Source organism: Staphylococcus sp. GDY8P198P (genome assembly GCF_017891615.1).
GTDB lineage: Bacteria > Bacillota > Bacilli > Staphylococcales > Staphylococcaceae > Staphylococcus > Staphylococcus cohnii.
This window is the reverse complement of the sequence record NZ_JAESJQ010000001.1, coordinates 1-24,308: the sequence shown is the minus strand read 5'-3', so window position 1 is coordinate 24,308 and position 24,308 is coordinate 1. Positions and strand designations below refer to the sequence as shown.

General features: G+C 34.5%; 18 protein-coding genes and 1 pseudogene. 13 read left to right on the top strand and 6 right to left on the bottom strand.

From position 1 onward, the window contains the following. Positions 1-33: 33 nt before the first annotated feature. From ppdK to KA824_RS00080, 3 genes are all read left to right on the top strand, one after another. Complete coding sequence (ppdK, locus tag KA824_RS00090; protein ID WP_107504458.1) at positions 34-2,670, top strand: pyruvate, phosphate dikinase; 2,637 nt, start codon at positions 34-36, stop codon at positions 2,668-2,670. Beyond that, positions 2,660-3,475 (top strand): pyruvate, water dikinase regulatory protein, encoded by an 816-nt coding sequence (locus tag KA824_RS00085; protein ID WP_107383819.1) that lies wholly within the window; start codon positions 2,660-2,662, stop codon positions 3,473-3,475. Before ppdK ends, KA824_RS00085 begins: the two co-directional genes overlap by 11 nt. A gap of 119 nt (positions 3,476-3,594) precedes the next feature. Continuing rightward, complete coding sequence (locus tag KA824_RS00080; RefSeq protein ID WP_107383820.1) at positions 3,595-4,008, top strand: VOC family protein; 414 nt, start codon at positions 3,595-3,597, stop codon at positions 4,006-4,008. Between the two features lie 571 nt (positions 4,009-4,579). Here KA824_RS00080 and KA824_RS00075 read toward each other — a convergent pair. After that, positions 4,580-5,131, bottom strand: a complete 552-nt coding sequence (locus tag KA824_RS00075; protein ID WP_107385772.1) for a helix-turn-helix domain-containing protein — start codon at positions 5,129-5,131, stop codon at positions 4,580-4,582. Between the two features lie 86 nt (positions 5,132-5,217). Between KA824_RS00075 and KA824_RS00070 the strand changes: the two genes are divergently transcribed. The 7 genes and pseudogenes from KA824_RS00070 (at position 5,218) to KA824_RS00045 (ending at position 14,075) form a co-directional block, all read left to right on the top strand. Then, on the top strand, positions 5,218-6,402 hold the full coding sequence (locus tag KA824_RS00070; protein ID WP_119517551.1) for a CynX/NimT family MFS transporter: 1,185 nt from the start codon (positions 5,218-5,220) through the stop codon (positions 6,400-6,402). A gap of 157 nt (positions 6,403-6,559) precedes the next feature. Beyond that, positions 6,560-8,044 (top strand): cardiolipin synthase, encoded by a 1,485-nt coding sequence (gene cls, locus KA824_RS00065; protein WP_107385773.1) that lies wholly within the window; start codon positions 6,560-6,562, stop codon positions 8,042-8,044. 238 nt (positions 8,045-8,282) lie between these two features. Continuing rightward, positions 8,283-9,218: a MocR-like pyridoxine biosynthesis transcription factor PdxR gene (gene pdxR, locus KA824_RS00060; RefSeq protein ID WP_245335981.1), complete on the top strand. Its 936-nt coding sequence runs from the start codon at positions 8,283-8,285 to the stop codon at positions 9,216-9,218. Then, a complete protein-coding gene (locus KA824_RS12815) occupies positions 9,215-9,664 on the top strand; it encodes an aminotransferase-like domain-containing protein (protein WP_245335980.1) in 450 nt (149 codons plus the stop codon). Before pdxR ends, KA824_RS12815 begins: the two co-directional genes overlap by 4 nt. A 107-nt stretch (positions 9,665-9,771) precedes the next feature. Further along, the gene (gabT, locus tag KA824_RS00055; RefSeq protein ID WP_107383825.1) at positions 9,772-11,094 is read left to right on the top strand and encodes a 4-aminobutyrate--2-oxoglutarate transaminase; all 1,323 of its coding nucleotides are present in this window, start codon (positions 9,772-9,774) and stop codon (positions 11,092-11,094) included. A gap of 74 nt (positions 11,095-11,168) precedes the next feature. Next, positions 11,169-12,547 (top strand): annotated as a pseudogene (locus KA824_RS00050) (NAD-dependent succinate-semialdehyde dehydrogenase). 142 nt (positions 12,548-12,689) lie between these two features. Next, a complete protein-coding gene (locus KA824_RS00045) occupies positions 12,690-14,075 on the top strand; it encodes an APC family permease (RefSeq protein WP_107385776.1) in 1,386 nt (461 codons plus the stop codon). A gap of 173 nt (positions 14,076-14,248) precedes the next feature. Here the strand turns inward: KA824_RS00045 and KA824_RS00040 are convergent, their stop codons facing one another. The 4 genes from KA824_RS00040 to KA824_RS00025 form a co-directional block, all read right to left on the bottom strand. After that, positions 14,249-15,256, bottom strand: a complete 1,008-nt coding sequence (locus tag KA824_RS00040; protein WP_107504460.1) for a PTS sugar transporter subunit IIC — start codon at positions 15,254-15,256, stop codon at positions 14,249-14,251. A 385-nt stretch (positions 15,257-15,641) separates the two neighbouring features. Continuing rightward, positions 15,642-16,532, bottom strand: a complete 891-nt coding sequence (locus KA824_RS00035) for a fructose bisphosphate aldolase (RefSeq protein ID WP_107383828.1) — start codon at positions 16,530-16,532, stop codon at positions 15,642-15,644. Between the two features lie 136 nt (positions 16,533-16,668). Next, positions 16,669-17,385, bottom strand: coding sequence for a class I SAM-dependent methyltransferase (locus KA824_RS00030; protein ID WP_107504461.1), 717 nt, complete (start codon positions 17,383-17,385; stop codon positions 16,669-16,671). A gap of 157 nt (positions 17,386-17,542) precedes the next feature. Beyond that, on the bottom strand, positions 17,543-17,998 hold the full coding sequence (locus KA824_RS00025; protein WP_119517555.1) for a DUF805 domain-containing protein: 456 nt from the start codon (positions 17,996-17,998) through the stop codon (positions 17,543-17,545). Between the two features lie 424 nt (positions 17,999-18,422). On the opposite strand from KA824_RS00025, the gene KA824_RS00020 reads away from it, so the two are divergent. After that, entirely contained in the window at positions 18,423-20,045 is a 1,623-nt protein-coding gene (locus tag KA824_RS00020) for a BCCT family transporter (RefSeq protein WP_107383831.1), read from the top strand. A 201-nt stretch (positions 20,046-20,246) separates the two neighbouring features. Here KA824_RS00020 and cudC read toward each other — a convergent pair whose 3' ends face one another. Further along, entirely contained in the window at positions 20,247-20,798 is a 552-nt protein-coding gene (cudC, locus tag KA824_RS00015) for a choline uptake/conversion transcriptional regulator CudC (protein WP_107383832.1), read from the bottom strand. 204 nt (positions 20,799-21,002) lie between these two features. On the opposite strand from cudC, the gene betB reads away from it, so the two are divergent. Both betB and betA read left to right on the top strand, forming a co-directional pair. Continuing rightward, the gene (gene betB, locus KA824_RS00010; RefSeq protein ID WP_107385780.1) at positions 21,003-22,496 is read left to right on the top strand and encodes a betaine-aldehyde dehydrogenase; all 1,494 of its coding nucleotides are present in this window, start codon (positions 21,003-21,005) and stop codon (positions 22,494-22,496) included. A gap of 57 nt (positions 22,497-22,553) precedes the next feature. Continuing rightward, on the top strand, positions 22,554-24,236 hold the full coding sequence (gene betA, locus KA824_RS00005; protein ID WP_107383834.1) for a choline dehydrogenase: 1,683 nt from the start codon (positions 22,554-22,556) through the stop codon (positions 24,234-24,236). Positions 24,237-24,308: the final 72 nt, after the last annotated feature.

Sequence of the window (24,308 nt, the reverse complement as noted above, 5' to 3'; positions counted from 1 at the left end):
GTATGACATATTAAAAATTTGAGGTGAATCTGTATGACGAAATATATTTATGCATTTGATGAAGGTAACAAAGCTATGAAAGATTTATTGGGAGGTAAAGGGGCTAATTTAGCTGAAATGAAACGTTTAGGGTTACCTGTACCGGATGGTTTCACCCTTACTACTGAAGCGTGTATTGAGTATTTAAAGCAAGGCGCTCATCTTTCAGATGAATTAATTGGACAATTACATGAGCAATTAGAAGCATTTTCTCAACGTACACAAAAATCATTTTCTTCTAAAGAATCACTTTTATTAGTGTCTGTAAGAAGTGGTGCAAAAATTTCCATGCCTGGAATGATGGATACTATTTTAAACTTAGGGCTGAATGATATTAATGTTAAAACGTTAGCAGAAAAGACAAATGATGCACGTTTTGCATATGACTGTTACCGTAGACTGTTACAAATGTTTGGCGAAGTAGTATACGGCATACCGATGACGTCATTTGATACATATTTTAATCAATATAAAGAACAACACCATTATCAAAATGATGCAGATATCCCAGCTGAAGGTTTAGAAGAAATATGTGATTATTTTAAAGGTGTTTATTTGGAAGAAGTATATAAACCATTCCCACAAGAGCCGATTGTGCAATTAACAGAAGCAATTGAAGCAGTTTTTAAATCATGGGATAATGATCGCGCACGTGTATATCGCCAATTAAATGAAATACCACACGATATTGGCACAGCAGTTAATATCCAAGAGATGGTCTTTGGTAATAGTGGTGCACAAAGTGGTACAGGTGTTGCATTTACGCGTAATCCAGTGACTGGTGAAGCAAAATTATTTGGTGAATACTTGTTAAATGCCCAAGGGGAAGATGTTGTTGCTGGTATTAGAACGCCAAAAGATATCAGTACATTGAAAGCACAAATGCCTCAAGTCCATCAACAATTTATAGAAGTTTCCCAACAATTAGAAAAACACTATAAAGATATGCAAGATATTGAATTTACTATTGAAAACGAGCAATTATATGTTTTACAAACGCGAAGTGGTAAAAGAACTGCTAATGCAGCGATTCATATTGCAGTAGATTTAGTGGAAGAAGGTATAATTTCTAAAAATGAAGCAGTTATGAATGTTGAAGTAAAATCAATTGACCAATTATTGCATCCTAATTTTGATGATAATGCCCTTGAGAAAGCTACAGCTGTTTCGAAAATGGGACTTCCTGCTAGCCCTGGTGCTGCGAGTGGTGAAATCGTATTTTCTGCGGAAACTGCAAAATTGAAAGCAGAGCAGGGGGATAAAGTGATATTGATGAGACCTGAAACTTCGCCTGAAGATATAGAAGGTATGGTCGCAAGTGAAGCGATAGTTACAACACATGGCGGTATGACTTCTCATGCGGCAGTTGTTGCCAGAGGAATGGGTAAATGTTGTGTGACTGGATGTTCAGACGTTGAAATTAATGTTATAGATAAAAAAGTAACATATCCTAATGGAACATTAAATGAAGGAGACATTATCTCAGTTGATGGTGCTAAAGGTGATATTTATTTAGGTGAAGTTGAAACGATTAAAGCTGAAAGAAGTAAAGCTTTTGAACAATTTATGCAATGGTCAGAAGCAATAGCAAGATTAGATGTACGCATGAATGCCGAAACACCACAAGATATTCAAGCAGGTTACCAATTTGGTGCGAAGGGCATTGGTTTAGTTCGTACCGAGCATATGTTTTTTGGTCCTGAACGTTTAATTGAAATGAGACGTTTCATTTTATCTGATACACAGGATAAAAGAATTAATGCTTTAAATAAAATTAAGGAATATCAAAAAGAAGATTTTGAAACTATCTTGAAGTTATCTGGAGAACGTCCAACAATTATTCGTTTGCTTGATCCGCCTTTACATGAATTTTTACCTAAATCAACTGAAGAAAAAAATAGTGTGGCAAGTCAACTCAATGTCACTGTTTCAGAGTTAGAACATTATATTGAAAGTTTAAATGAAGTTAATCCTATGCTAGGGCATCGTGGATGTCGCTTGGCGATTACTTACCCTGAACTTTATATTATGCAAGCAGAAGCTATTATGGAAAGTGCATTGAAACTTAAACAACAGGGCATTCATTGTCAACCTGAGATTATGATTCCGCTTGTATCTACTGTTTCAGAATTTACAACGTTAAAGTCGCAAGTTGTTGAACGCATTGAAGCTTTACAATCTGAAATGGGAGCAAGCGTTCATTACATGATTGGAACGATGATTGAAACGCCAAGAGCATGTCTGATTGCTGGCGATTTAGCACGAGAATGTGACTTCTTTAGTTTTGGGACAAATGATTTAACACAATTAACGTTTGGCTTCTCACGTGATGATGCTGGTAAATTTATTAATGCCTATTCAGAACAAGGCATATTAACGATAGATCCATTCCAAACACTCGATATAGATGGCGTTGGACAGTTAATTAAACAAACAACAGAACAAGCAAAAGCGGCAAATCCAACGATAAAAATTGGCGTATGTGGAGAATTAGGCGGTGACCACAAATCAATTCAATTCTTTAATCAACTAGATTTGGATTATGTATCATGTTCTCCATTTAGAGTGCCAGGTGCCTTATTATCAACTGCTCAAAGTGAAGTCGAAGGCGGTAGATTGCGTGTTAAATGATAATGAAAAGAAACAGCTAACGCTATTCGTTGTATCTGACTCTATAGGTGAAACAGCACAGCGAATGATTCATGCGACATTAACACAATTTCCAGATGTCACGCGTATAGAAATTAAAAAATTTCCTTTTATAAAAAATCAAGATGAACTACTCAATGTACTTTCATTGGCTAAAGCGCGTGGTGCAGTTGTTATAACGACTTTAGTTAATCCAGAATTTAATAAAAAGGGGCAGGCATATGCTCAAGAACAACAAATTCCGTATGTTGACTATATGTCTGATTTAATTAACATTATTCAAGAACATACGAATTGTTCACCTATTTTAGAAAGTGGTGCTTTGCGCAAGTTGGATGACAACTATTTTAAAAGAATTGAGGCAATGGAATATTCTGTTAAATATGATGATGGTAAACATTTCACGGATATAGGAGAAGCTGACGCTTTAATTTTAGGTGTTTCTCGTACGTCAAAGACGCCTTTAAGTATGTATTTAGCGAATAAAGGTTATAAAATAGCTAATATTCCTTTAGTTCCAGAAGTTGATATTCCAGATGAGGTCTTTAGAAATAAAAATTTAAAAGTATTTGGTCTGACAGCGAGTCCTACTTATATCTTAAATATTCGTACGGAACGTGTGAAAGTTTTAGGTTTACATGGACCTACAGATTATAATAGTGTCGATAGAATTAAAGAAGAGTTGATGTATGCCGAAGAAATATTTGCTAAATTAAATGCTACAGTCATTAATACGGAGTTCAAATCAATTGAAGAGTCAGCATTTTATATTGAAAAGTTTTTATAAGAATGAAAATTATAATTAAATATGGAATTCAAAGGTATTGTTAAAACTTCAGTTGTCTAAATTTATGTTCAAAGGGTATGTTTGATATTAGAAAATAATATTTAAAAAGAAGGGATATTATGTTGAAATCGACAGTGCCGTATTTGTTTTTTAACGGTCAATGTAAAGACGCTTTGGCATTTTATAGTAAGGCGCTGAACGGGGAAATTAAAGCTACAATGACGTATGGTGAAGCGAATGAAAGTGTTGCAGATGATCCTAATCGTGTCATTCATGCGCAGTTAGACGTTGATGGAAACTTATTCATGTTGTCAGATATACCCAAAGACGATGACACAATGTTACAAGATAGAAATGTTTATATTGTTTTGGAATTTGATAGTGAAACAGCAATCGAAGAAGTGTATGAACAATTGAAAGACGAAGGCGATGTTCAAATGGAGTTAGACACTATGTTTTGGGGAGCGAAATATGCCAAGTTGGTTGATAAATACGACATCGGTTGGGATTTAAGTTACACATTTCCACAATAACTAAAGTTGCAATTCGAATATAAATATTCACGAACATGTATCATAATCTGATTAAATGTAAAGAGATGTTTATTAAAGTATAACTTCATATAATAAAAAAATGCATTTTCATTTTTGAAGAGAGCCCCTCAGTTGCATAGCTATTTAATGCTATCAACTGAGGGGCTTTACTTTAGAATAGATTTGCATTTTTTATTTGAAATGGTACGTAAGCTGATTCATTGAAGCGACGAAATATTTAAAAGCAGCTGAGTTTTTTACACTGCTTTCAAAATTAAATTATCATTTTATATATGTACGAATGATTTTGGATTTGGCTATCATATATATGATCAATCCTGTAATTATTGCAATGATTGTAGTCATAGGTAATTGGGCACTTAACGCTGTGATTTCAGGAAGTTCTTGGTGCATGACAAATGGAATAAGATAATTATTGATGTTGAACGTTGTAAACATAACAAGCGCAAATATGATACTGCCGTTACATGCTTTTTTGATATATTTTTATTTTCCACTGTGTATGTAGCATTGATAGTATCTAATGTTGGATAAGATTTTAATTTGATTGCTATTGTGCTTGATAATGAATAGTGGCGGTGAGTATAACAACTTCATCAGTTGGATTATAGTAACGATGTGCTACATCACTATTAAAACGAAAAGCTTGGTTACTGGTAATTGTATAAGAAGTTTGACCAACTTCAATTTTTAAAGTACCTGAGTTAACGATGATAAACTCTTCAGATTGTATATGATGTGGATCAGAAACCATTTTACCACCTGGTTGAATTTCCATTTTAAACATTTCGAAATGCTTTCTTTCATTGTAAGGAAAGTATGGAAAGATCTTAACTTTATCTTCAACAATAGGAATAATATCAGATTCATCTACAAAATCTACAGGCTCGTGCATTGTTGATGTCAGTTGTGACAGGGGTAAATGAAGCCCATTAGCAATTTTCCATAATGTTGTAATTGTTGGATTAGATGTGCCTTTTTCAATTTGGCTTAACATGTTTTTGCTAACGCCAGTCAGATTGGCCATTTTATCTAAACTAAGTTGGTGTTTACTACGATAAGTTGCTAAATTTTTGGCAATAATATTTTGAATATGATACATGTGAATCGCTCCTATTTACATTATAACGTACATATTGTACCATATATAATGTTGTTTAGAAAAATTTATGATGTAAGGTGAGCAAAATGGAAAATTATAGAAAAGTAAAACCATTTAATTGGCTATTATTTATAGGTATTTTGTTAGTGGGTGCAAATTTAAGGGCGCCAATTACTTCAATCGGAGTTGCGCTACCTGATATAAAAAATGATTTGGCGATGTCTAACAGTGCTGTTAGTGTAATTACAGTCGTCCCATTAATCGCATTCGCAATCATTTCACTATTTGCAGCAAAAACAAGTTATCGGTTTGGATTAGAACGAACGATTTTTGTAGCTTTATGTCTAATACTGATTGGCGTAATCGTACGTTCTATCACAGGTGTTTCATGGTTATATATAGGTACCATCCTTATAGGCGTTGGTATTGGTTTTGGTAATGTACTTGCACCTGCAGTAATCAAAGCGAAGTTCCCATTACATATAGGTGTGATGACAGGTTATTATACTGTCGTTATGAACGTATTTGGAGGATTATCTTCATATGGAACGGCACCGTTTGTCAAAGCGTTTAATTATAATATTGCCATTAGTGCGATTGGTGTCATTACATTGATTACAATTATTATATGGGCATTTCAATTGAAAAATAAAGAAGAAACAACAGCATCATTACCTCAAGAGAGTGTCAATGTTTGGAAGTCGCCATTATCATGGCAAATAACAATACTTATGGGCGGACAGTCACTTATTTTTTATTCTCTGATTAATTGGCTACCAGCATATTTATCTCAAAGTGGCATGACTATCAGTGAAGCGGGGATGTATTTATCAATTATGCAAATCGCTATTATACCGTTAACATTTATTACCCCTATATTTGCTACTAAAATGAAATCACAATTTTTATTAACTTTTATGACTGGTTTATGTTTTGTGGTGGGTGTTTCAATAATGTTATTTTCACCGCAACTTGCTTTAATTGCTACGATTTTAGTTGGTGTTGCAAGTGGTTTAGCGTTTGGACTTGTGAATACATTCTTTAGTTTGAGAACGGAACATAGTCAAACGTCGGCGAAGTTATCTGGCATGGCCCAATCTGTAGGATACCTTTTTGCAGCAATAGGACCTTTACTGTTTGGTATACTACATGATGTCACAGGTCAATGGATAGGTTCATTAAGTATTTTATTAATCACTGCACTATTAATCACATTATTCGGCTCACAAGCAGGTCGTAATCGCACAATAGAAAAAACAATAGGACAATAGACAGTATAATGCAAATATTGTACGATATTTTACAACATGTTTTGTTTTTCAATGAGCTTTTAAAATAATTGGATTTGATAAGTTGAACTATATCTTCGTCAATTAAATGAGGAATATAGTTTCATTAAAATCTAATAAAAAACGATGAGGTGTCATTATGCAACTTATTTTTGATCCAAGTGTAAGCCCGATTTATAGAGGTATACTTGCATTTTTCTTTGTTATTAATATAGTGCTTGCGTTTATTATTGTATTTTTAGACAGGGATCGTAGAGATGCAACAGCGACTTGGGCTTGGTTATTTTTACTATTTGTAGTACCTATTTTAGGATTTGTTATTTATATATTCTTTGGACGAGCAGTGCGAAAAAAACGTGAACAAGGTTTTCATCATAATCAGATAGATGACATGAAGGAACGAATGAAGACGCAGTTATCAGATGCTACCAACAAGATTAATCATTCAGATTATCGATTAGTTAAAAAACATGCAGATATTGTTAATACATTGCTAACGAAAGAACCAACATTTTTAAGTTACGATAATAATGTTGATATTTATACTGACGGGCATGCGTTATTTGACCAAATGAAAGAAGATTTACGCAATGCAAAATCGTATATTCATTTAGAGTATTATGTGTTGAAATTAGATAAGTTGGGTTCTGAAATTGTCGATATTTTGCAACAAAAAGCTGAAGAAGGATTAGAAGTTAAAATACTTTATGATGCAGTAGGGTCTAAAACGGTACATAAATCAAAATTCAAAAAATTCCAAGAAGCTGGTGGACAAGTTGAGGCTTTCTTCCAAGCTAAAATTCCATTAGTAAATTTTAGATTAAACAATAGAAATCACCGTAAAATTTTAGTGATTGATGGTATGACTGGTTATGTGGGCGGATTTAATATTGGTGATGAATATTTAGGTTTAGATGAAAACTTTGGCTATTGGCGAGATACACATTTAAGGGTTAAAGGTGATGGTGTTGACGCGTTACAGCTCAGTTTTATCCACGATTGGAATTCTCAATCACACCGTGAACAATTGGAGTTTAATGATAAGTATTTCCCAGATAATGCAAAGCAAGGTGGAGATGTGCCGATGCAAATTGCGCTTAGTGCCCCAAGTGATAATTGGCATCAGATAGAATTTGGCTATATGAAAATGATCATGAACGCCAAAGAATCTATTTATATGCACAGCCCGTATTTTATACCAGATAAAGGTTATATCAATGCATTGCGTATAGCCGCAAAAGCTGGAGTAGACGTGCGGTTAATTATTCCTAATAAACCAGATCATATTTTTGTTTACTGGGCCACAATTACAAGTGTTGCGCAGTTGATTAGAGATGGTGTCAAAGTTTATACGTATGAAAATGGATTTATCCATTCGAAAATGATGATTATTGATGATGAAGTCGCAAGTGTAGGTTCATCAAACATGGACATACGTAGTTTTGAATTGAATTTCGAAATTAATGCATTTATGTATGATGAAAACATTGTCAAAGAGCTTAAAGCTGCTTTTATAGAAGATATGAAAGTATCTAAGGAATTGACAGAGGAACGCTATGAACAGCGATCAAATTGGATTAAATTCAAACAAGCGATTGCTAAATTAGCGTCACCAATTCTATAAAAATATAGAGAACATTGAAGTGACAGTGCATACGATTGCATGTATTTATCAATGTAGCAATCGATTGTGCCACTGAAGTTTCAATAACATATTGTTGTTTTTAAATCATAAGATTAGTCTGACGAGGGCGGAATATGAAATCAAATTTACGCTTTGATTTCAATACCGTCCTCGTTTTCATTATAATGAGTGATATGAAATAACAGGAGAATGGATGAAGTGAAATGGGGGAGATTGGATGCAACGAGAAAGCGGTCAATTTATTTATCGTCAATTATATAGACAATTAAAAGAGGATATTCTCGCATTCAAATATGAGAGTCATGAAAAGTTGCCTTCCAAAAGGGATATGGCTCAACATTTAAATATTAGTGTGAATAGTGTAAAAGCAGCATATGAACAGTTATTAGCTGAAGGCTATATTTATACTGAAGAGCGAAAGGGCTATTTTATTGAGCCTTTAGAAAAATTGATTATCGATCCAAATGCGCAAATATCTCTGGATGTGCAAGAACATCATATTGAAGCTACATACGATTATTCATTTTCACATATGAGTACCGATATTTCAGCATTTCCTGTAGAAATATGGACCAAACTCGTTAAACGTGTATTTCAAAATTATGATTATGAATTGTCTTCGATACCTCAAATTAAAGGTCCAATAGAGTTAAGACAATCGATTGCTAAATTAGTGTCTTATCAAAGAGGCATCCAATGTCATCCGGAACAAATTGTCATTGGTTCTGGAACTAATACACTGTTAACCAAATTAATTCAATTATTACCAGATGAAATCACAATAGCAGTGGAAAACCCTGGATACTCAAGGTTTAGAACATTAATCAATCAAACATCTGCGCAGTTAAAACCGATTGCTTTAGACCGTAAGGGGATATCTATTGAAGATATTAAACAAGCTCAACCTGATGCCACGATAGTGACACCTTCACACCAATTTCCAATGGGGATAATCATGCCTGTATCGCGTCGAATTGACCTTCTGAATTGGGCAAGTCAAACGCAAAGTTATATCATAGAAGATGATTATGATAGTGAATTCAAATATGAAACAGATAATATACCTTCACTGTTTAGTTTTGATAAAAATGAACGCGTGATTTACCTAGGTACTTTTTCAAAAACTTTGATGCCAGGATTACGCATGATATGATTTTGCCTATAAATTTAGTGAAGAAATTTGATTGCTTTAATTTAAATATGATTCCTGATTTTTCAACGATTCATGCACTTACACTAAATTTAATGATCAAAGAAGGTTATTATGAAAAATATGTGAAAAAGATGCATCAGATATATGGAAAAAAACGAGAAGCACTCATCACACACTTATCAAATAGCTTTAAAAATGACATTCGAATTAAAGATACACAAGCTGGTTTGCATTTTATTATAGAAGTGAACACACCATTTTCTTACCAAGAAATTGAATCGCGTGCTAAAGAAAAGAAACTTGAGCTTTATACGTTAAATCGATTTTCCGTGAAAGCGCTTGAAAAAAATAATGCATATAAAACGCTTATCATAGGTTTTTCAAAAATCAAGCAAGACCAGATTCCCCAGGCAGTTCAGAGATTAAAGGAAGTCGTTTGGGAATGATCTGGTTCCATTAAATTATCATAACTGGTACTTTACACTATACCAATAATCCCTTAAATTTTAGAAAACCATGCGTCTTACGTGGGGACAAAGAGGAGGGGTTATTGATGACAAATCAATTCGAAAGCTATAAAAAACAACGTGATAAATATGTAGCACGTGGTGTTGGAAACGGCAATCTGCATGTGGCAGATTATGCACAAGGTGCTACGGTCACAGATGTAGACGGTGAACGTTTCATTGATTTCGCGGGAGCTATTGGTACATTAAATGTTGGACACACACATCCTAAGATAACCAAACATTTAAAAGAACAATTGGACAAGTTTATACATCCTGGTTTCAATGTCATCATGTATAAAAGTTATCTCAACTTAGCACAAAAATTAACTGAAATTACGCCTGGTGATTTTGATAAAAAAGTGATTTTACTTAATTCAGGTGCAGAAGCTGTAGAGAATGCTGTAAAAATTGCTAGAAAACACACTGGAAGGCAATCAGTTGTATCTTTTGTAAGAGGCTTTCATGGCCGTACAAATTTAACAATGTCTATGACAAGTAAAGTGAGACCTTATAAACTTGGGTTTGGTCCTTTTGCACCAGAAGTTTACCAAGCACCATATCCTAATATTTCAGAAAAATCCGAATCTTTATCCGAAACAGCTTATATTGATCAAATGATTAATAAGTTACATGATTTCTTTGTTGAAACAGTAGATCCTAGTGAAGTAGCTTGTATCGTGATGGAACCTGTTCAAGGAGAAGGTGGGTTTATTATTCCGGACAAAAAATTCGTGAAAGCAGTTAAAAAAATATGTGAAGATCACGACATTATTTTTGTGGCGGATGAAATTCAAACAGGTTTTGCTCGAACAGGAAAAACATTTGCGATTGAACATTTTGATATAGAACCTGATTTAATAACTGTGTCTAAATCATTAGCTGCAGGATTTCCTTTAAGTGGTGTGGTTGGCAAAACGGAAATCATAGATAGTGCATCTCCAGGGGAACTAGGTGGCACATATGCTGGTAATCCTTTAGCGTGTGAAGCTGCTTTAAAAGTCATTGAAATCATTGAAGAGGAAGATTTAAACAATAAAGCAGAAAAAATTGGAAAGCAACTTGAAGATTTCTTATATCACAACGCAGAACAACATTCATTTATCACGAATATTCGTAGACTTGGCGCTATGGTAGCCTGCGAAATCATCGATGATCAAACTGGCGAACCCAATAAAGCATTAACTGGAAAAATTATTCAAACGGCAAATGAAAATGGTTTGTTATTATTATCTGCTGGTATTAAAGGTAATGTTTTACGTTTCTTAACACCACTCGTTATTTCAGACGATGAATTACAACAAGGATTAGAAATATTATCTGAGACTTTTAAAAATGTGGACATAACAGAAGCACATACAAACGCTTAAAATTTTATTTTTAAATAGAGGGTATAGATAAGTCATACCTCATAACAAAAATAAATGTAAGGGAGAGAATAAAAATGGGTCAATTAGAAGTTTATAACCCTTCTACAAATGAAGTTATAGAACGTTTGAATTACACGAGCCATGATGAAATTAATTCGAAAATTGAACGTGCACATAAAGCATTTGAAGAATGGAAATTAGTGGATGCACACGAACGTTCAGCAAAATTGTATCAATGGGCGAATCTCATTGATGAACATCAGGATGAACTTGCGAAACTGATTACACTTGAGGGTGGAAAACCACTAGCAGAAGCCAAAGGGGAGGTCATCTATGCTAATGCTTATGTTAAGTGGTATGCCGAAGAAGCTAAGCGAGTATATGGACGTACGATACCAGCAAACACGCCATCTAAAAAAATAATGATTGATAAATTTCCAGTAGGTGTCGTAGGTGCAATTACACCCTGGAATTTCCCGGCAGCGATGATAACGCGTAAAATGGCGCCTGCATTGGCAGCTGGATGTACGATTATTTGTAAACCTGCTGTCAAAACACCATTAACAACCATTAAACTTGTTGCGCTAGCACATGAAGCAGGCATACCTGAAGGTGCGATATCTTATATTATTGCGTCTGGTAAAGATGCAGGTGATATCTTCACCTCTCATAAACTGATTAATAAAGTGACATTTACTGGATCGACTGCTGTAGGAAAATCACTGATTGAACAATCTGCGCAAAGTGTAAAAAATGTAACGATGGAGCTAGGTGGTTTAGCACCTTTAATTGTGCATAAAGATGCTGATGTTGAAGCGCCGTAGATGGCACCATTGCCTCTAAATTTAGAAATGCTGGTCAAACATGTATCTGTGCAAATCGTATCTTCGTACATCAAGATATTGCTGATCAATATACAACGCGCTTGATTGAGAAAGTTAACGAACTAGCTGTCGGTGACGGTTTTCAAGAGGACGTTAAAATTGGACCGCTAATTGATAAGGCTGCAGTTGAAAAAGTAATGACACATATCACAGATGCACAAGCTAAAGGTGGGAAATTATCACGGACAGTGGATGATATACAAGCATTAAAAGGAAATTTCCTAAAACCAGTTGTTATCTCTAATGTGAATTTAGATATGAAAGTAATGCATGAAGAAACTTTCGGTCCTGTTGCACCAGTTATGGTTTATGAAGATTTAGATGAAGCAATAAAAATGGCAAACGATACAGAATTTGGTTTAGCTTCTTATTTCTTTACAAATGATTATCGTACAGGACTAAAACTTTATAATGAATTAGAATATGGTGTTGTTGGATGGAATGATGGTGGTCCTTCAGCTGCCCATGCGCCATTTGGTGGCTTGAAAGAAAGTGGCTATGGTAGAGAAGGTGGTATTGAAGGTATAGAGCCATATTTAGAAACGAAATATTTATCCATAGGTATTTAAAGTGCAAGCGAAGAAGTACTAGTCGTAAATAAAGCAAAACTTTGAATCTAAACGAACAAGAAAGTGATGATTAGATTGAAACCAATATTGGAAATTTAAACTCATTCACTTTTAATTCAATGAATGTTATGGGGTATGTAAAATGAAATCTCAATTTAATAAGACGATGAATATTGCTGATGTCTTATTTTTGGCAATTGGCGCAATGCTTGGATGGGGCTGGGTCGTATTGTCAGGAGAATGGGTATCAACAGCAGGTTTTATAGGAAGTATTGTGGCATTTTTACTCGGTGGATTTTTAGTCATTGTTATCGGACTTACATATGCAGAATTAGCTGCTGCAATTCCAGAAACTGGTGGAGGCTTTGTATTTGTTAAAAAAGCCTTCACTCCAGGAATTGCCTTTATATCAGGTTGGTCCGTATTATTTGGCTATGTCTCTGTAATTACATTTGAAGCGGTTGCATTGCCTACCGTGATCGACTACGTCATTCCATTTCAACATCAAGGATTGATGTGGAATATCGCAGGTTGGGATGTATATTTCACATGGGTTATCATTGGCTCGATTGGAAGTGTCATTTTAACTTCACTTAATTATTTTGGTGTCAAACCTGCAGCAATTATGCAAACTGTTTTTACAATTTTTATTGTAGGTGTTGGTTTATTGCTTGTATTTGGAGCGGGCTTTAATGGTAATTTCAACAATTTACAACCATTTGAAAATGGGGTTAGTGGAACAATGTCTGTATTAATGATGATTCCATTTCTATTTGTTGGTTTTGATGTCATTCCGCAAATCGCAGAAGAAGTTAAAGCACCTGCGAAAAAAATCGGCGGTATTTTAATATTATCTATTATCGCCTCTGTAATTTTTTATTTGCTCATTGTATTTGGTGTGGCAACAGGCTTATCACCTAAAGCTTTAAGCAACAGTAATTTGGCAACAGCAGATGCAATGGCCAACTTATTTGGCCATAGTGGATTTGGTGTCTTACTTGTATTAGGCGGTGTAGCTGGCATAATTACAAGTTGGAATGCTTTTATCATTGGCGGTAGTAGAATTTTGTATGCTATGGCAAAAAATCACATGATTCCTAAATGGTTTGCATTTATTCATCCTAAGTATAAAACACCTACACACGGTATTTTATTTCTTGGTGTATTAGCGTTCGTTGCACCACTTTTAGGTAGAGCAGCACTTGTATGGATCGTTAATGCTGGCGGTATTGGCGTGGTATTAGGCTATTTACTCGTAGCGATTTCATTTATGAAATTACGCAAAGTGCAACCTGATTTAGCTAGACCTTATCGTATAAAAAATGGCAAACTCGTTGGTAGTATAGCTATTATTTTAAGTGTTTTGTTTATAGTCATCTATTTGCCAGGCATGCCATCATCGTTGGCATGGCCTTCTGAATGGCTTATCGTATTGGCTTGGTATGTTATAGCAGCGATTTTATATATAACACAAACAAGAAAATCTACTACGAATGTGCCTGTAAATGCACATGTGGATAAAGAGTAGAATGAAATAAAGCAATGATCACAACGTTATTGTTGAAAATAGTTATGTTGATTTTGGCAAAGATTACGCATGAAAATGATGAGTGAAATTTAAGCATAATTAAATTAATCAAAATAAAGCAAAGCCTGAGACATTTATGCGTCTCAGGCTTTGTCTTATTTTAAATATCATTTCTACTTTGCAATGTGAATGAGTTGGTCGCCAGGACTTATCCATTGTTTTTTTAAACAAAGTTTATAAAGAAGGAAACTAATGATGGCTGGCAATAAAATATGGAAAGTAATGATTAAGCACCAAGTCTGTATAGAACCACCCATTGTATTGATCGTCATAATTTGACCGATGAGTCCACTCGTCCCCATACCAGCACCTGCAGCGTTATTCGTCATAGGAAAGAACGTTGTCATAATAGGTGCGACAATCGCACTGGTAACAGTAGGTGGTAGTAAAATCATTGGATGCTTAATGATATTAGGGACTTGCAGCATACTTGTACCAATACCTATTGAAAGCACACCACCCCAACCATTATCTTTATAACCAGTGACTGCAAAACCAATCATTTGTGAAGCGCATCCGATTGTTGCCGCCCCTGCAGCGAGACCATTTAAGTCTAACATCAACGCTAATGCTGCGCTAGATATCGGTGCAGTTAAAGCTAAACCAAAGATAACAGCAACTAAGATGCCCATGATGAAAGGTTGTTGCTCCGTAGATGCAATAATAATTTTACCTAAGCCTGTCATAAATTGATTTAATGCTGGGCCGAAAGCTTTTGCGATAAACCCACCTATTAATATCGTTAGTAGTGGAGATAAAATAATATCGATTTTAGTTTTTCCAGCATATAATCTACTCAGTTCAACAACGATAACTGTAGCAATATAAGCGCCTACTGGACCCCCATCAAAAGTCGTATAACCTAAGGTACCTACAATAACACAAGAAAATGTAACAAGTGGTTTTGCGCCTAAACCGTAAGCAATCGCCACACCGATGGCAGCACCCGTCATGGACATTGCTACTTTACCGATTTCTGATAGAAATGTCAGATTTAATTGTGGTAGTAATGTTTGTTCTCCAAGCGTTTCTAAAATTAAGCCGATAATCAAAGAGCCAAATAAACCTAAAGCCATATAACTTAGCGCTTCAATAATCCATCTATGTAAATAATTTTTCATATTTCCTCCCCTTAAAATCATTGGTAATTAGCAAATTAATATAATTATATAGTTTGTTGTTATTTATGGCTAGACTATTTATCGATTTCTCATAAAGTTACATTGATTTTACTTACTAAGAAAGTATTGATGAAATAAGGTATAGATTCGGGGTGCAAACATTTTTTAATAAAGTACTCACTATTTTGATAAATGACATATGTGTACGTTAGATTGCGTACAGAGGACAATAAATATAGGTTGAATTTGTAAATCGTTGATAGAACTGCATTTAAACATTACTATATAAAAACACACACTAACTTTTAAAGGTCAGTGTGTGTTTTAAATGTTTTTTATGTTTGCTACTTTTCCTGGGAAATATAAAGGTATTACTGATTAATCATTAAGCTTTGTTTACTGATGCATCATAGATAGAGTCGATTGTATCTGCTAAAATTTTATCAAATTCTTCATCTGATTGATTGACATTTAAGTCATTGATTAATGCACGAGAGAAACTAGCAATTAAGTCTTTGTTTTGTTTTAAAACTTCGTTAGCATGCTCTCTGCTATAACCACCAGATAAAGCAACGACACGAACCACATTAGGGTGTGCGATTAATTCTTGATATTGGTTTGCTTTAGTTGGGATTGTTAATTTTAGCATTACGAGTTCATCGTCATTTAATTTATTTAACTCTGCTAAGATTGCACTTGCTAAATATGATTCAATCTCTGCTTTGTTATCAGCATTGATATTCACTTCTGGTTCGATAATTGGTACCAAACCGGCAGAGATGATTTGTTTTCCGATTTCGAATTGTTGTTGTACGACTTGATCAATACCAGTTTTATTAAATTCTAAAATATTTGAACGCATTTTTGTACCAAAAATTTTATGGTCATTTGCACGGCTTAATAATTTATCTAAGTCTGGAATTGGCTTCATTAACTGTACGCCGTTTTGTTCTTCAGCTAAACCTTTATCTACTTTTAAGAAAGGAACGACACCTTTATCAGCTAAATAGTCACCAGTATGTTTACCATCTACTTCACGATCCATTGTTTGTTCGAAAAGAATTGCACCGATGATTTTATCAGAACTGAACGAAGGTGATGAAACAATTCGTGTACGCATATCATGCACAAGTTTAAACATTTCATCTTCACTGTTATATTGGTCTTCAGTTACACCATAGTCACTTAATGCTTTAGGGGTACTTCCACCACTTTGGTCTAACGCAGCAATGAAACCTTTGCCATTTTTTACTTTATCAAATTGTTCTTTATTCATTCTTACCACTCCTTTTACTTTTATTCATATATAGTATGATAAAAAATAGATGCCAACGCAAGTTGTAGGCTCTAAGTGAAACGAATTATTCATATTTTAATAGGATAAGCGATGTTTTATTGTTCATTGGCACATATTATTTCGTTAGTGCTATTAAAAATATAGGTGTTGGATTATAAAATTCATCTTGTGTTTGATAAATACGTTGATAAATAGTCGTATCTACATGAATGGACTTCGTATTTATTTGCTTAAGGATATTTAAATCGTATTGAGGGCGGCTGTAGTGATTAATTGAAATACTTTGCTTTATATTTTCGCTCTCCGCTAACATCGTGTCTTCTAAAGCATGATGTGCGTGGTGATTTGGTAAATTACTATAATCGGTAAAAGCAACTTTTCCATAATCTCCATCGATATTAATGAGTGTAGCATTTGGTTTTAAAACCCGTAACCATTCTTGGTAGGCAGCTTTTGTATCTGGCAATAACCAAGTGACATTTCTAGAAATGACTAGGTCAAAACATGCGTCGTCAAAGTGTAAATGCTCAGCATCCATGACTTGAAAGTTGACATTCATATTAAAACGTAAAGCATTTTGCTTTGCAGATTGAATCATTTCAGGGGAAAGATCAATGCCAGTAACTTGTGCGCCTTGTTGCTGGCATAGTATTGCCAAAAAACCTGCACCTGTGCCAATGTCTAAGATTTTCATACCAGGTCTAATTGTTATAATCTGATTTATCTCAGCTAACCATCTTTCTGCGTGCACACTTTTTAGTTCTGCTTGTTTATCTTGACTGAAGGATGACGCACGCTTATTCCAATAATTAATTATTTTATTTTTGTTCATGATAAATACCTCATTTATTATAAATACACTATATATGGATTATAAGCTATTTTAGCTGAAAAGTATGGGCTTAATATTTTTTGTAAAAGGAAAAACGGGACAGGAATTGCTTGTAAAGCATGATTTCTGTCCCGTTCTTTATGTGCGTCTATTCTAATTACTTACGTGGTAGACCGTATTGATTACCTGCTTTGTCACTGTCAGTAATCATGTAAAAGAATGCGACGATATTTAAAATGAAGAAAATAATACTGCCAATGCCTAAAAAGCCTTCTAAGATATTGAAAAATATGCCTTCGCCGTATGTGGTATATGAACCAATAAAAAATAATACGAAAAAGATACTAAATATAATTGGAAAAGTCATTGTTCGGCCAATATCATGCATGCGTCTTGTAGCTACTGAAAAATCTGGAATAAAGATAATAATTGTAAATAAAGCGCTAATTGCGTCACTCATCGACATAGGTATTTTGAAAATATGATCTAATAGTATAGCCAATAGGATAGAGATTAACACATTGACCAAAAATGGGAACCACAGTTCTTTTCTTCTGGCACGCCCTTTAAAATTAAACGCATTTTGCCAATACAATTTATAATAATGCCACATGATATAAACTCCCTTGTCAAATATTGATAACAAACAATATTATTCTAACAAAATTAAAATCTATCGCAACTTAAAAACGTATTAAATTTGTGATATCAAAAAGAAAATAACAACTTTTTGAAAAAATATAAAACTAATATTAATACATTATTTATGAATAATGATACAAAAAGAAAGTTTGTTCCATTTGTTAATTTCGTTAAATTTAAACTTAACACTGTGATTAGAACGAATTTCAAGACTGTGGATGTTATAAAAATTATATATTTATTCATCTTTTGAGTTTGTGATTTTTGAATGTAATTTGCATTATTATTAAAAGTTCGTTAGGCTCATGTTTGTAATTTAATAAATGGTTTTGCTAAAAAATTATACTAATTAGCAAATTTTTTACATATTTTACTAACAATAAGGGGTGTCTATTGTGAAAAAAGAAAGAGTAAAAGTAATGGATTGGACGACCTTTATAGGGTCTTCACTGATATTACTTATTGCAGTTATTCCGATGATGGTTTTTCCTAAGGCCAGTCAGGACATAATAACGCATTTAAATGATGTCGTGTCGAGTACACTCGGCTCAGTATATTTATTGATTGGACTTGCAACGTTAATATTTGTACTCTACATCGCATTTGGTAAATATGGCAATGTAACGCTTGGTAAAGCGACAGATAAGCCAGAATTTAATAATTTTAGTTGGGCAGCTATGCTGTTTTGTGCCGGAATTGCTTCAGATATCTTATACTGGGGCGTTATTGAATGGGCATTCTATTATCAAGATCCACCACATGGCGGTAAAGGAATGACGGATAGTGCATTGAATTACGCTACTATGTATGGCATGTTCCATTGGGGCCCAATTGCTTGGGCTACATTTGTACTGCCAGCATTAGCAATTGGTTATCTTGTTTTTATCAAGAAAAAACCAGTTTACAAAATCAGTCAAACAATGCGTCCGATCTTAAGAGGTCAGACAGATGGCATTATAGGAAAAATAGTTGATATTCTATTTATCTTTGGTCTACTTGGTGGCGCAGCTACTTCACTAGCACTTGGTGTACCAATGATTTCTGCAGGTATAGAAAAATTAACAGGTATAGGAGACAGTATGTTGATGCGTAGTATTATTCTATTCACAATTACAGCTGTCTTTGCATATAGTTCTTACTCTGGTTTGAAAAAGGGAATTAAAGTTTTAAGTGATGCAAATGTTATTTTATCTTTTGTATTATTAGGCTTTGTATTTATTGTTGGACCAACGGTATTCATCATGGAAACCTCTATTACAGGCATGGGTAACATGATTAAAAACTTCTTCCAAATGGCTACATGGATTGAACCATTTGGTGGTATAGGTGGTCGTAAAGAAACGAATTTCCCACAACAATGGACGATTTTCTATTGGTCATGGTGGATTGTATATGCGCCATTTATAGGATTGTTTATTGCACGTATTTCTAAAGGGCGTACACTTAAAGAAATTGTGCTTGGGACAATCATTTATGGAACATTAGGATGTGCACTGTTCTTTGGTATCTTTGGTAACTATGCAGTTTATTTACAAATCACTGGTTCATTCGATGTGATACATTTCTTAAATACGCATGGCACAGAGGCTACTATTATAGAAGTTATGCATCAATTGCCGTTCCCTAATTTAATCATTGTGCTATTCTTGTTATCTGCATTCTTATTCTTAGCAACAACATTTGATTCAGGTTCTTATATATTGGCTGCGGCTTCTCAAAAGAAAGTCATAGGCGAGCCATTAAAAGCAAATAGATTATACTGGGCTTTTGCTCTATGTCTATTACCATTTGGATTGATGTTAGTAGGTGGGGAACAAGCTTTAGAAGTCTTAAAGACAGCTTCTTTATTGGCAAGTGTCCCTCTGTTGGCTATATTTGTCATGATGATGATTTCATTCTTAAGAACATTGTCCGAAGATAGATTGAAACTTGAAGATAGAGCAGAAAAATATAGAGAAGTAGAAAGACGTTCGTTACGCATAACACAAGTAAGAGAACGTAGAGAAAATGATGAATAAAAAAGTAACAAGCGCACCAAAATCTTATTTTACCGTAAGATTTTAGTGCGCTTTTTTATAATAACTGCGATTAGACAAACTTTGTAAAGTGAGTGTATTCGCGATATTTCAATACGTATGAACACATACTTAAAGCTGAGACATAATGAACTGTCTCAGCTTTTATTCAAAAATGTTAAAAATAAGCTTGTAACATTTTTGTTAGTCTTTTTTTTCTGGAATTGGGAAATATTTAAATATTTCACCAGATTCTAATGCATTACTTAAATTGTCTAGCCATTCATAATAAGGCAAAGTATCAAGTAATTGTTGTTTAACTTCTTCTGCTTCCGATTTTGTAGCTTCGTCTGCTTTGCTGTTATCAATAATCTTATCAAGTATAGCTACTGCATCGTGAACGCCTTCTGAATTAATAACAATCTCCCGACGCCATTTGCGAGAAAAGAAATTACTAAAGAAATTAAAGAAATCCTTTTCAGCGACAAAATGTTGTTTTCTACTTCCACGTGTGAATTGTTGCTTAACAATATCAAATTCTTGAAGTCTTTTAACACCAGCACTCATGCTGGGTTTGCTCATTTGTAACTGTTCTCTCATTTCATCAAGTGTCATACTGTCTTCAAAAAGCATTGTTCCAAATAAGTTTCCTACACTTCTATTGATGCCATATAGATCCATGGTTTCGCCTATAGCATTAATAACGATATCCTTAGCTTCTTCTAATTGATAATCAGGGTTGGTCGAATGTACCAATTGTCCACCTCCGTTCAAGTCCATATATAGTTAAGTGAAAAATAAATAGTGAGTTCCTATAGTTTACATTCCATACTCAAAAGATGCATGTATAAACCCCTATCATATTTAAACACATTTGACACTTTTTCAACTACTATGATAACATAAAGTTCATAAAATTCGTTAAATAAAAATTTAACAAACTTAACGGAGGTAATTTTAATGGAACTTGTAGATCATTTATCTCGTCTTCAATATATAGATGGAGAATGGGTGGAAAGCTCAAATAAGCAAACGAGAGAGATTATTAATCCATATAATCAAGCAGTTATTCTTGAAGTAGCAGAAGGAACTGCAGAAGATAGTGAACGTGCAATTTTAGCAGCAAGACGTGCTTTTGAAGAAGGAACATGGGCTAATGAAACAAGTGAAAATAGAGGTAAGAAAGTTAGAGCAATAGCTAATTTAATCGAAACACATCGTGAAGAATTAGCGAAACTTGAAACGTTAGATACAGGTAAGACATTAGAAGAATCTTATGCTGATATGGACGATATTGCAAATGTATTTAACTTTTTCGCTGGGTTAGCAGATAAAGATGGAGGAGAAATTATTGATTCTCCAATCCCAAATACAGAAAGTAAAGTCGTTAAAGAACCAGTAGGTGTAGTAACACAAATCACACCTTGGAATTATCCTTTACTTCAAGCATCTTGGAAAATTGCGCCAGCATTAGCGACTGGTTGTTCTTTAGTAATGAAACCAAGTGAAATTACACCATTAACAACAATCCGTGTGTTTGAATTGATGGAAGAAGTTGGCTTCCCTAAAGGCGTTATTAATCTAGTATTAGGTAAGGGTTCTGAAGTAGGAGAACCACTATCAGCACATAAAGATGTCGATTTAGTATCATTTACAGGTGGTATTCAGACAGGTAAACACATTATGAAACAAGCGGCAGATCATGTAACGAATGTTGCTTTAGAACTAGGTGGTAAAAATCCTAATATTATATTCGGTGATGCAGACTTTGAGCTTGCAGTTGATCAAGCGCTAAATGGTGGCTTTTTCCATGCAGGACAAGTTTGTTCAGCTGGTGCCAGAATTTTAGTAGATAACAAAATTAAAAACCAATTTGAACAAGCATTAATTGAAAGAATCAAAAACATTAAATTAGGCGACGGTTTTAACCCAGAAACTGAAATGGGTCCAGTAATCTCTGTAGAACATAGAGAAAAAATAGAGAAATATATGGAAGTAGCTAAATCAGAAAATGCCACTATTGCAATAGGTGGTAAACGACCAGAACGTGAAGACTTACAAGATGGCTTATTCTTTGAACCAACAGTGATTACTGATTGTGATACTTCAATGCGTATCGTTCAAGAAGAAGTGTTTGGCCCTGTTGTAACAATCGAAGGTTTTGATACAGAAGAACAGGCAATCACATTAGCTAACGATTCTATATATGGACTAGCTGGTGGTGTATTTACTAACGATGTTGGTAAAGCAGAACGTGTCGTTAATCAATTAAGAATGGGTACAGTTTGGATTAACGATTTCCATCCATATTTTGCGCAAGCACCATGGGGCGGATATAAGCAATCAGGTATTGGTAGAGAACTTGGAAAAGAAGGTCTAGCAGAGTATCAAGTTGAGAAACATATCCTTCGTAACACAAATCCAGAGCCTGTGAATTGGTTCGGTAAAGCGTAACGTTAATCACTAAAATTAACTATGAATCTTAGAAATATATATCAGGAGGCTATAAAAATGAGAGAAGCGTATGATTATATTATTATTGGAGGCGGCAGTGCCGGATCAGTATTAGGTGCGAGAATTAGTGAAGATGTATCTAATAATGTACTTGTACTTGAAGCAGGACGTAGCGATTACCCTTGGGATTTATTAATCCAAATGCCAGCTGCTTTAATGTATCCAGCAGGCAATAAGCTTTATGACTGGATTTATGAAACTAACGAAGAACCACATATGGATGGTAGAAAAGTAGGTCACGCCCGTGGTAAAGTGCTTGGCGGTTCAAGTTCTATTAACGGCATGATTTATCAAAGAGGTAACCCAATGGACTATGAAAAATGGGCAAAACCTGAAGGCATGGAGAATTGGGATTTTGCACATTGTTTACCATACTTTAAGCGTTTAGAAACAACATTTGGTTCAAGTAAAGATGACCCATATCGTGGCCATCATGGTCCGATTAAGTTAAGAAGAGGTCCAGCAACAAATCCACTATTCCAAGCATTTTTCAATGCAGGTGTAGAAGCGGGCTATAATAAAACACCAGATGTTAATGGTTTCCGACAAGAAGGATTTGGTCCTTTTGATAGCCAAGTTCATAATGGTCGCCGTGTTTCAGCTTCAAGAGCTTATTTACATCCAGCTATGAAACGTAAAAATTTAGACGTACAAACACGTGCTTTTGTTACTAAATTAAATTTTGATGGAAATAAAGTAACTGGTGTTACATTCAAGAAAAATGGTAAAGAACATACAGTTAATGCTAAAGAAGTTATTTTATCAGGTGGTGCAATTAATTCACCACAATTATTACAATTATCAGGTATTGGTGATTCAGAACATTTACGTTCTGTAGGTATCGAACCTCGTTTACATTTACCAGGTGTTGGGGAAAACTTTGAAGATCATTTAGAAGTATATGTACAACATGCATGTAAACAACCTGTATCAATGCAACCAAGTTTGAATAAATTGAAAATGCCATTTATTGGTTTGCAATGGATATTAGGTCGTAAAGGTGCTGCTGCATCCAATCATTTTGAAGGTGGCGGCTTTGTGCGTTCTAACAATGAAGTAGATTACCCAAATCTAATGTTCCACTTCTTACCAATTGCAGTAAGATATGATGGCACTAAAGCGCCAACAGCACATGGTTACCAAGTGCATGTTGGTCCAATGTACTCTAATTCACGCGGTCACTTGAAGATCAAATCTAAAGATCCATTTGAAAAACCTGATTTTGTCTTTAATTACTTATCTACTGAAGAAGATAAACGTGAATGGGTAGAAGCAATTAAGGTCGCTAGAAATATCTTGTCTCAAAAAGCTTTAGATCCTTTCAATGGTGGAGAAATTTCACCAGGACCTGAAGTTCAAACAGATGAAGAAATTATCGAATGGGTAAAACGTGATGGAGAAACAGCATTACATCCATCTTGTAGTTGTAGAATGGGACCAAAATCTGATGAAATGTCAGTAGTAGATCCTGATACATTTAAAGTACATGGTATGGAAAATTTACGTGTTGTAGATGCTTCAGTTATGCCACGCACGACAAACGGTAATATCCATTCTCCAGTATTAATGATAGCTGAAAGAGCTGCTGATGTAATCAGAGGTAAAAAACTATTAGAACCTGAACATATTGATTATTATCGTCATGGTGTACATGATAAAGATGCAGGAACAGTAAAATAATTTATAAGTTAAGAGACTATATAGCACATCCCTTTTTCATTCATTGTGAATTTAAACATAGTATCCTAAACT

Excerpts from the sequence above, each read along its gene's own strand:
- KA824_RS00030 (WP_107504461.1), bottom strand. The coding sequence starts at position 17,385 with ATGAACAAAAATAAAATAATTAATTATTGGAATAAGCGTGCGTCATCC.
- KA824_RS00025 (WP_119517555.1), bottom strand. The coding sequence starts at position 17,998 with ATGTGGCATTATTATAAATTGTATTGGCAAAATGCGTTTAATTTTAAA.
- KA824_RS00080 (WP_107383820.1), top strand. The coding sequence starts at position 3,595 with ATGTTGAAATCGACAGTGCCGTATTTGTTTTTTAACGGTCAATGTAAA.
- KA824_RS00075 (WP_107385772.1), bottom strand. The coding sequence starts at position 5,131 with ATGTATCATATTCAAAATATTATTGCCAAAAATTTAGCAACTTATCGT.
- KA824_RS12815 (WP_245335980.1), top strand. The coding sequence starts at position 9,215 with ATGATTTTGCCTATAAATTTAGTGAAGAAATTTGATTGCTTTAATTTA.
- betA (WP_107383834.1), top strand. The coding sequence starts at position 22,554 with ATGAGAGAAGCGTATGATTATATTATTATTGGAGGCGGCAGTGCCGGA.
- KA824_RS00045 (WP_107385776.1), top strand. The coding sequence starts at position 12,690 with ATGAAATCTCAATTTAATAAGACGATGAATATTGCTGATGTCTTATTT.
- gabT (WP_107383825.1), top strand. The coding sequence starts at position 9,772 with ATGACAAATCAATTCGAAAGCTATAAAAAACAACGTGATAAATATGTA.
- betB (WP_107385780.1), top strand. The coding sequence starts at position 21,003 with ATGGAACTTGTAGATCATTTATCTCGTCTTCAATATATAGATGGAGAA.
- KA824_RS00035 (WP_107383828.1), bottom strand. The coding sequence starts at position 16,532 with ATGAATAAAGAACAATTTGATAAAGTAAAAAATGGCAAAGGTTTCATT.
- ppdK (WP_107504458.1), top strand. The coding sequence starts at position 34 with ATGACGAAATATATTTATGCATTTGATGAAGGTAACAAAGCTATGAAA.
- pdxR (WP_245335981.1), top strand. The coding sequence starts at position 8,283 with ATGCAACGAGAAAGCGGTCAATTTATTTATCGTCAATTATATAGACAA.
- KA824_RS00040 (WP_107504460.1), bottom strand. The coding sequence starts at position 15,256 with ATGAAAAATTATTTACATAGATGGATTATTGAAGCGCTAAGTTATATG.
- KA824_RS00070 (WP_119517551.1), top strand. The coding sequence starts at position 5,218 with ATGGAAAATTATAGAAAAGTAAAACCATTTAATTGGCTATTATTTATA.
- cls (WP_107385773.1), top strand. The coding sequence starts at position 6,560 with ATGCAACTTATTTTTGATCCAAGTGTAAGCCCGATTTATAGAGGTATA.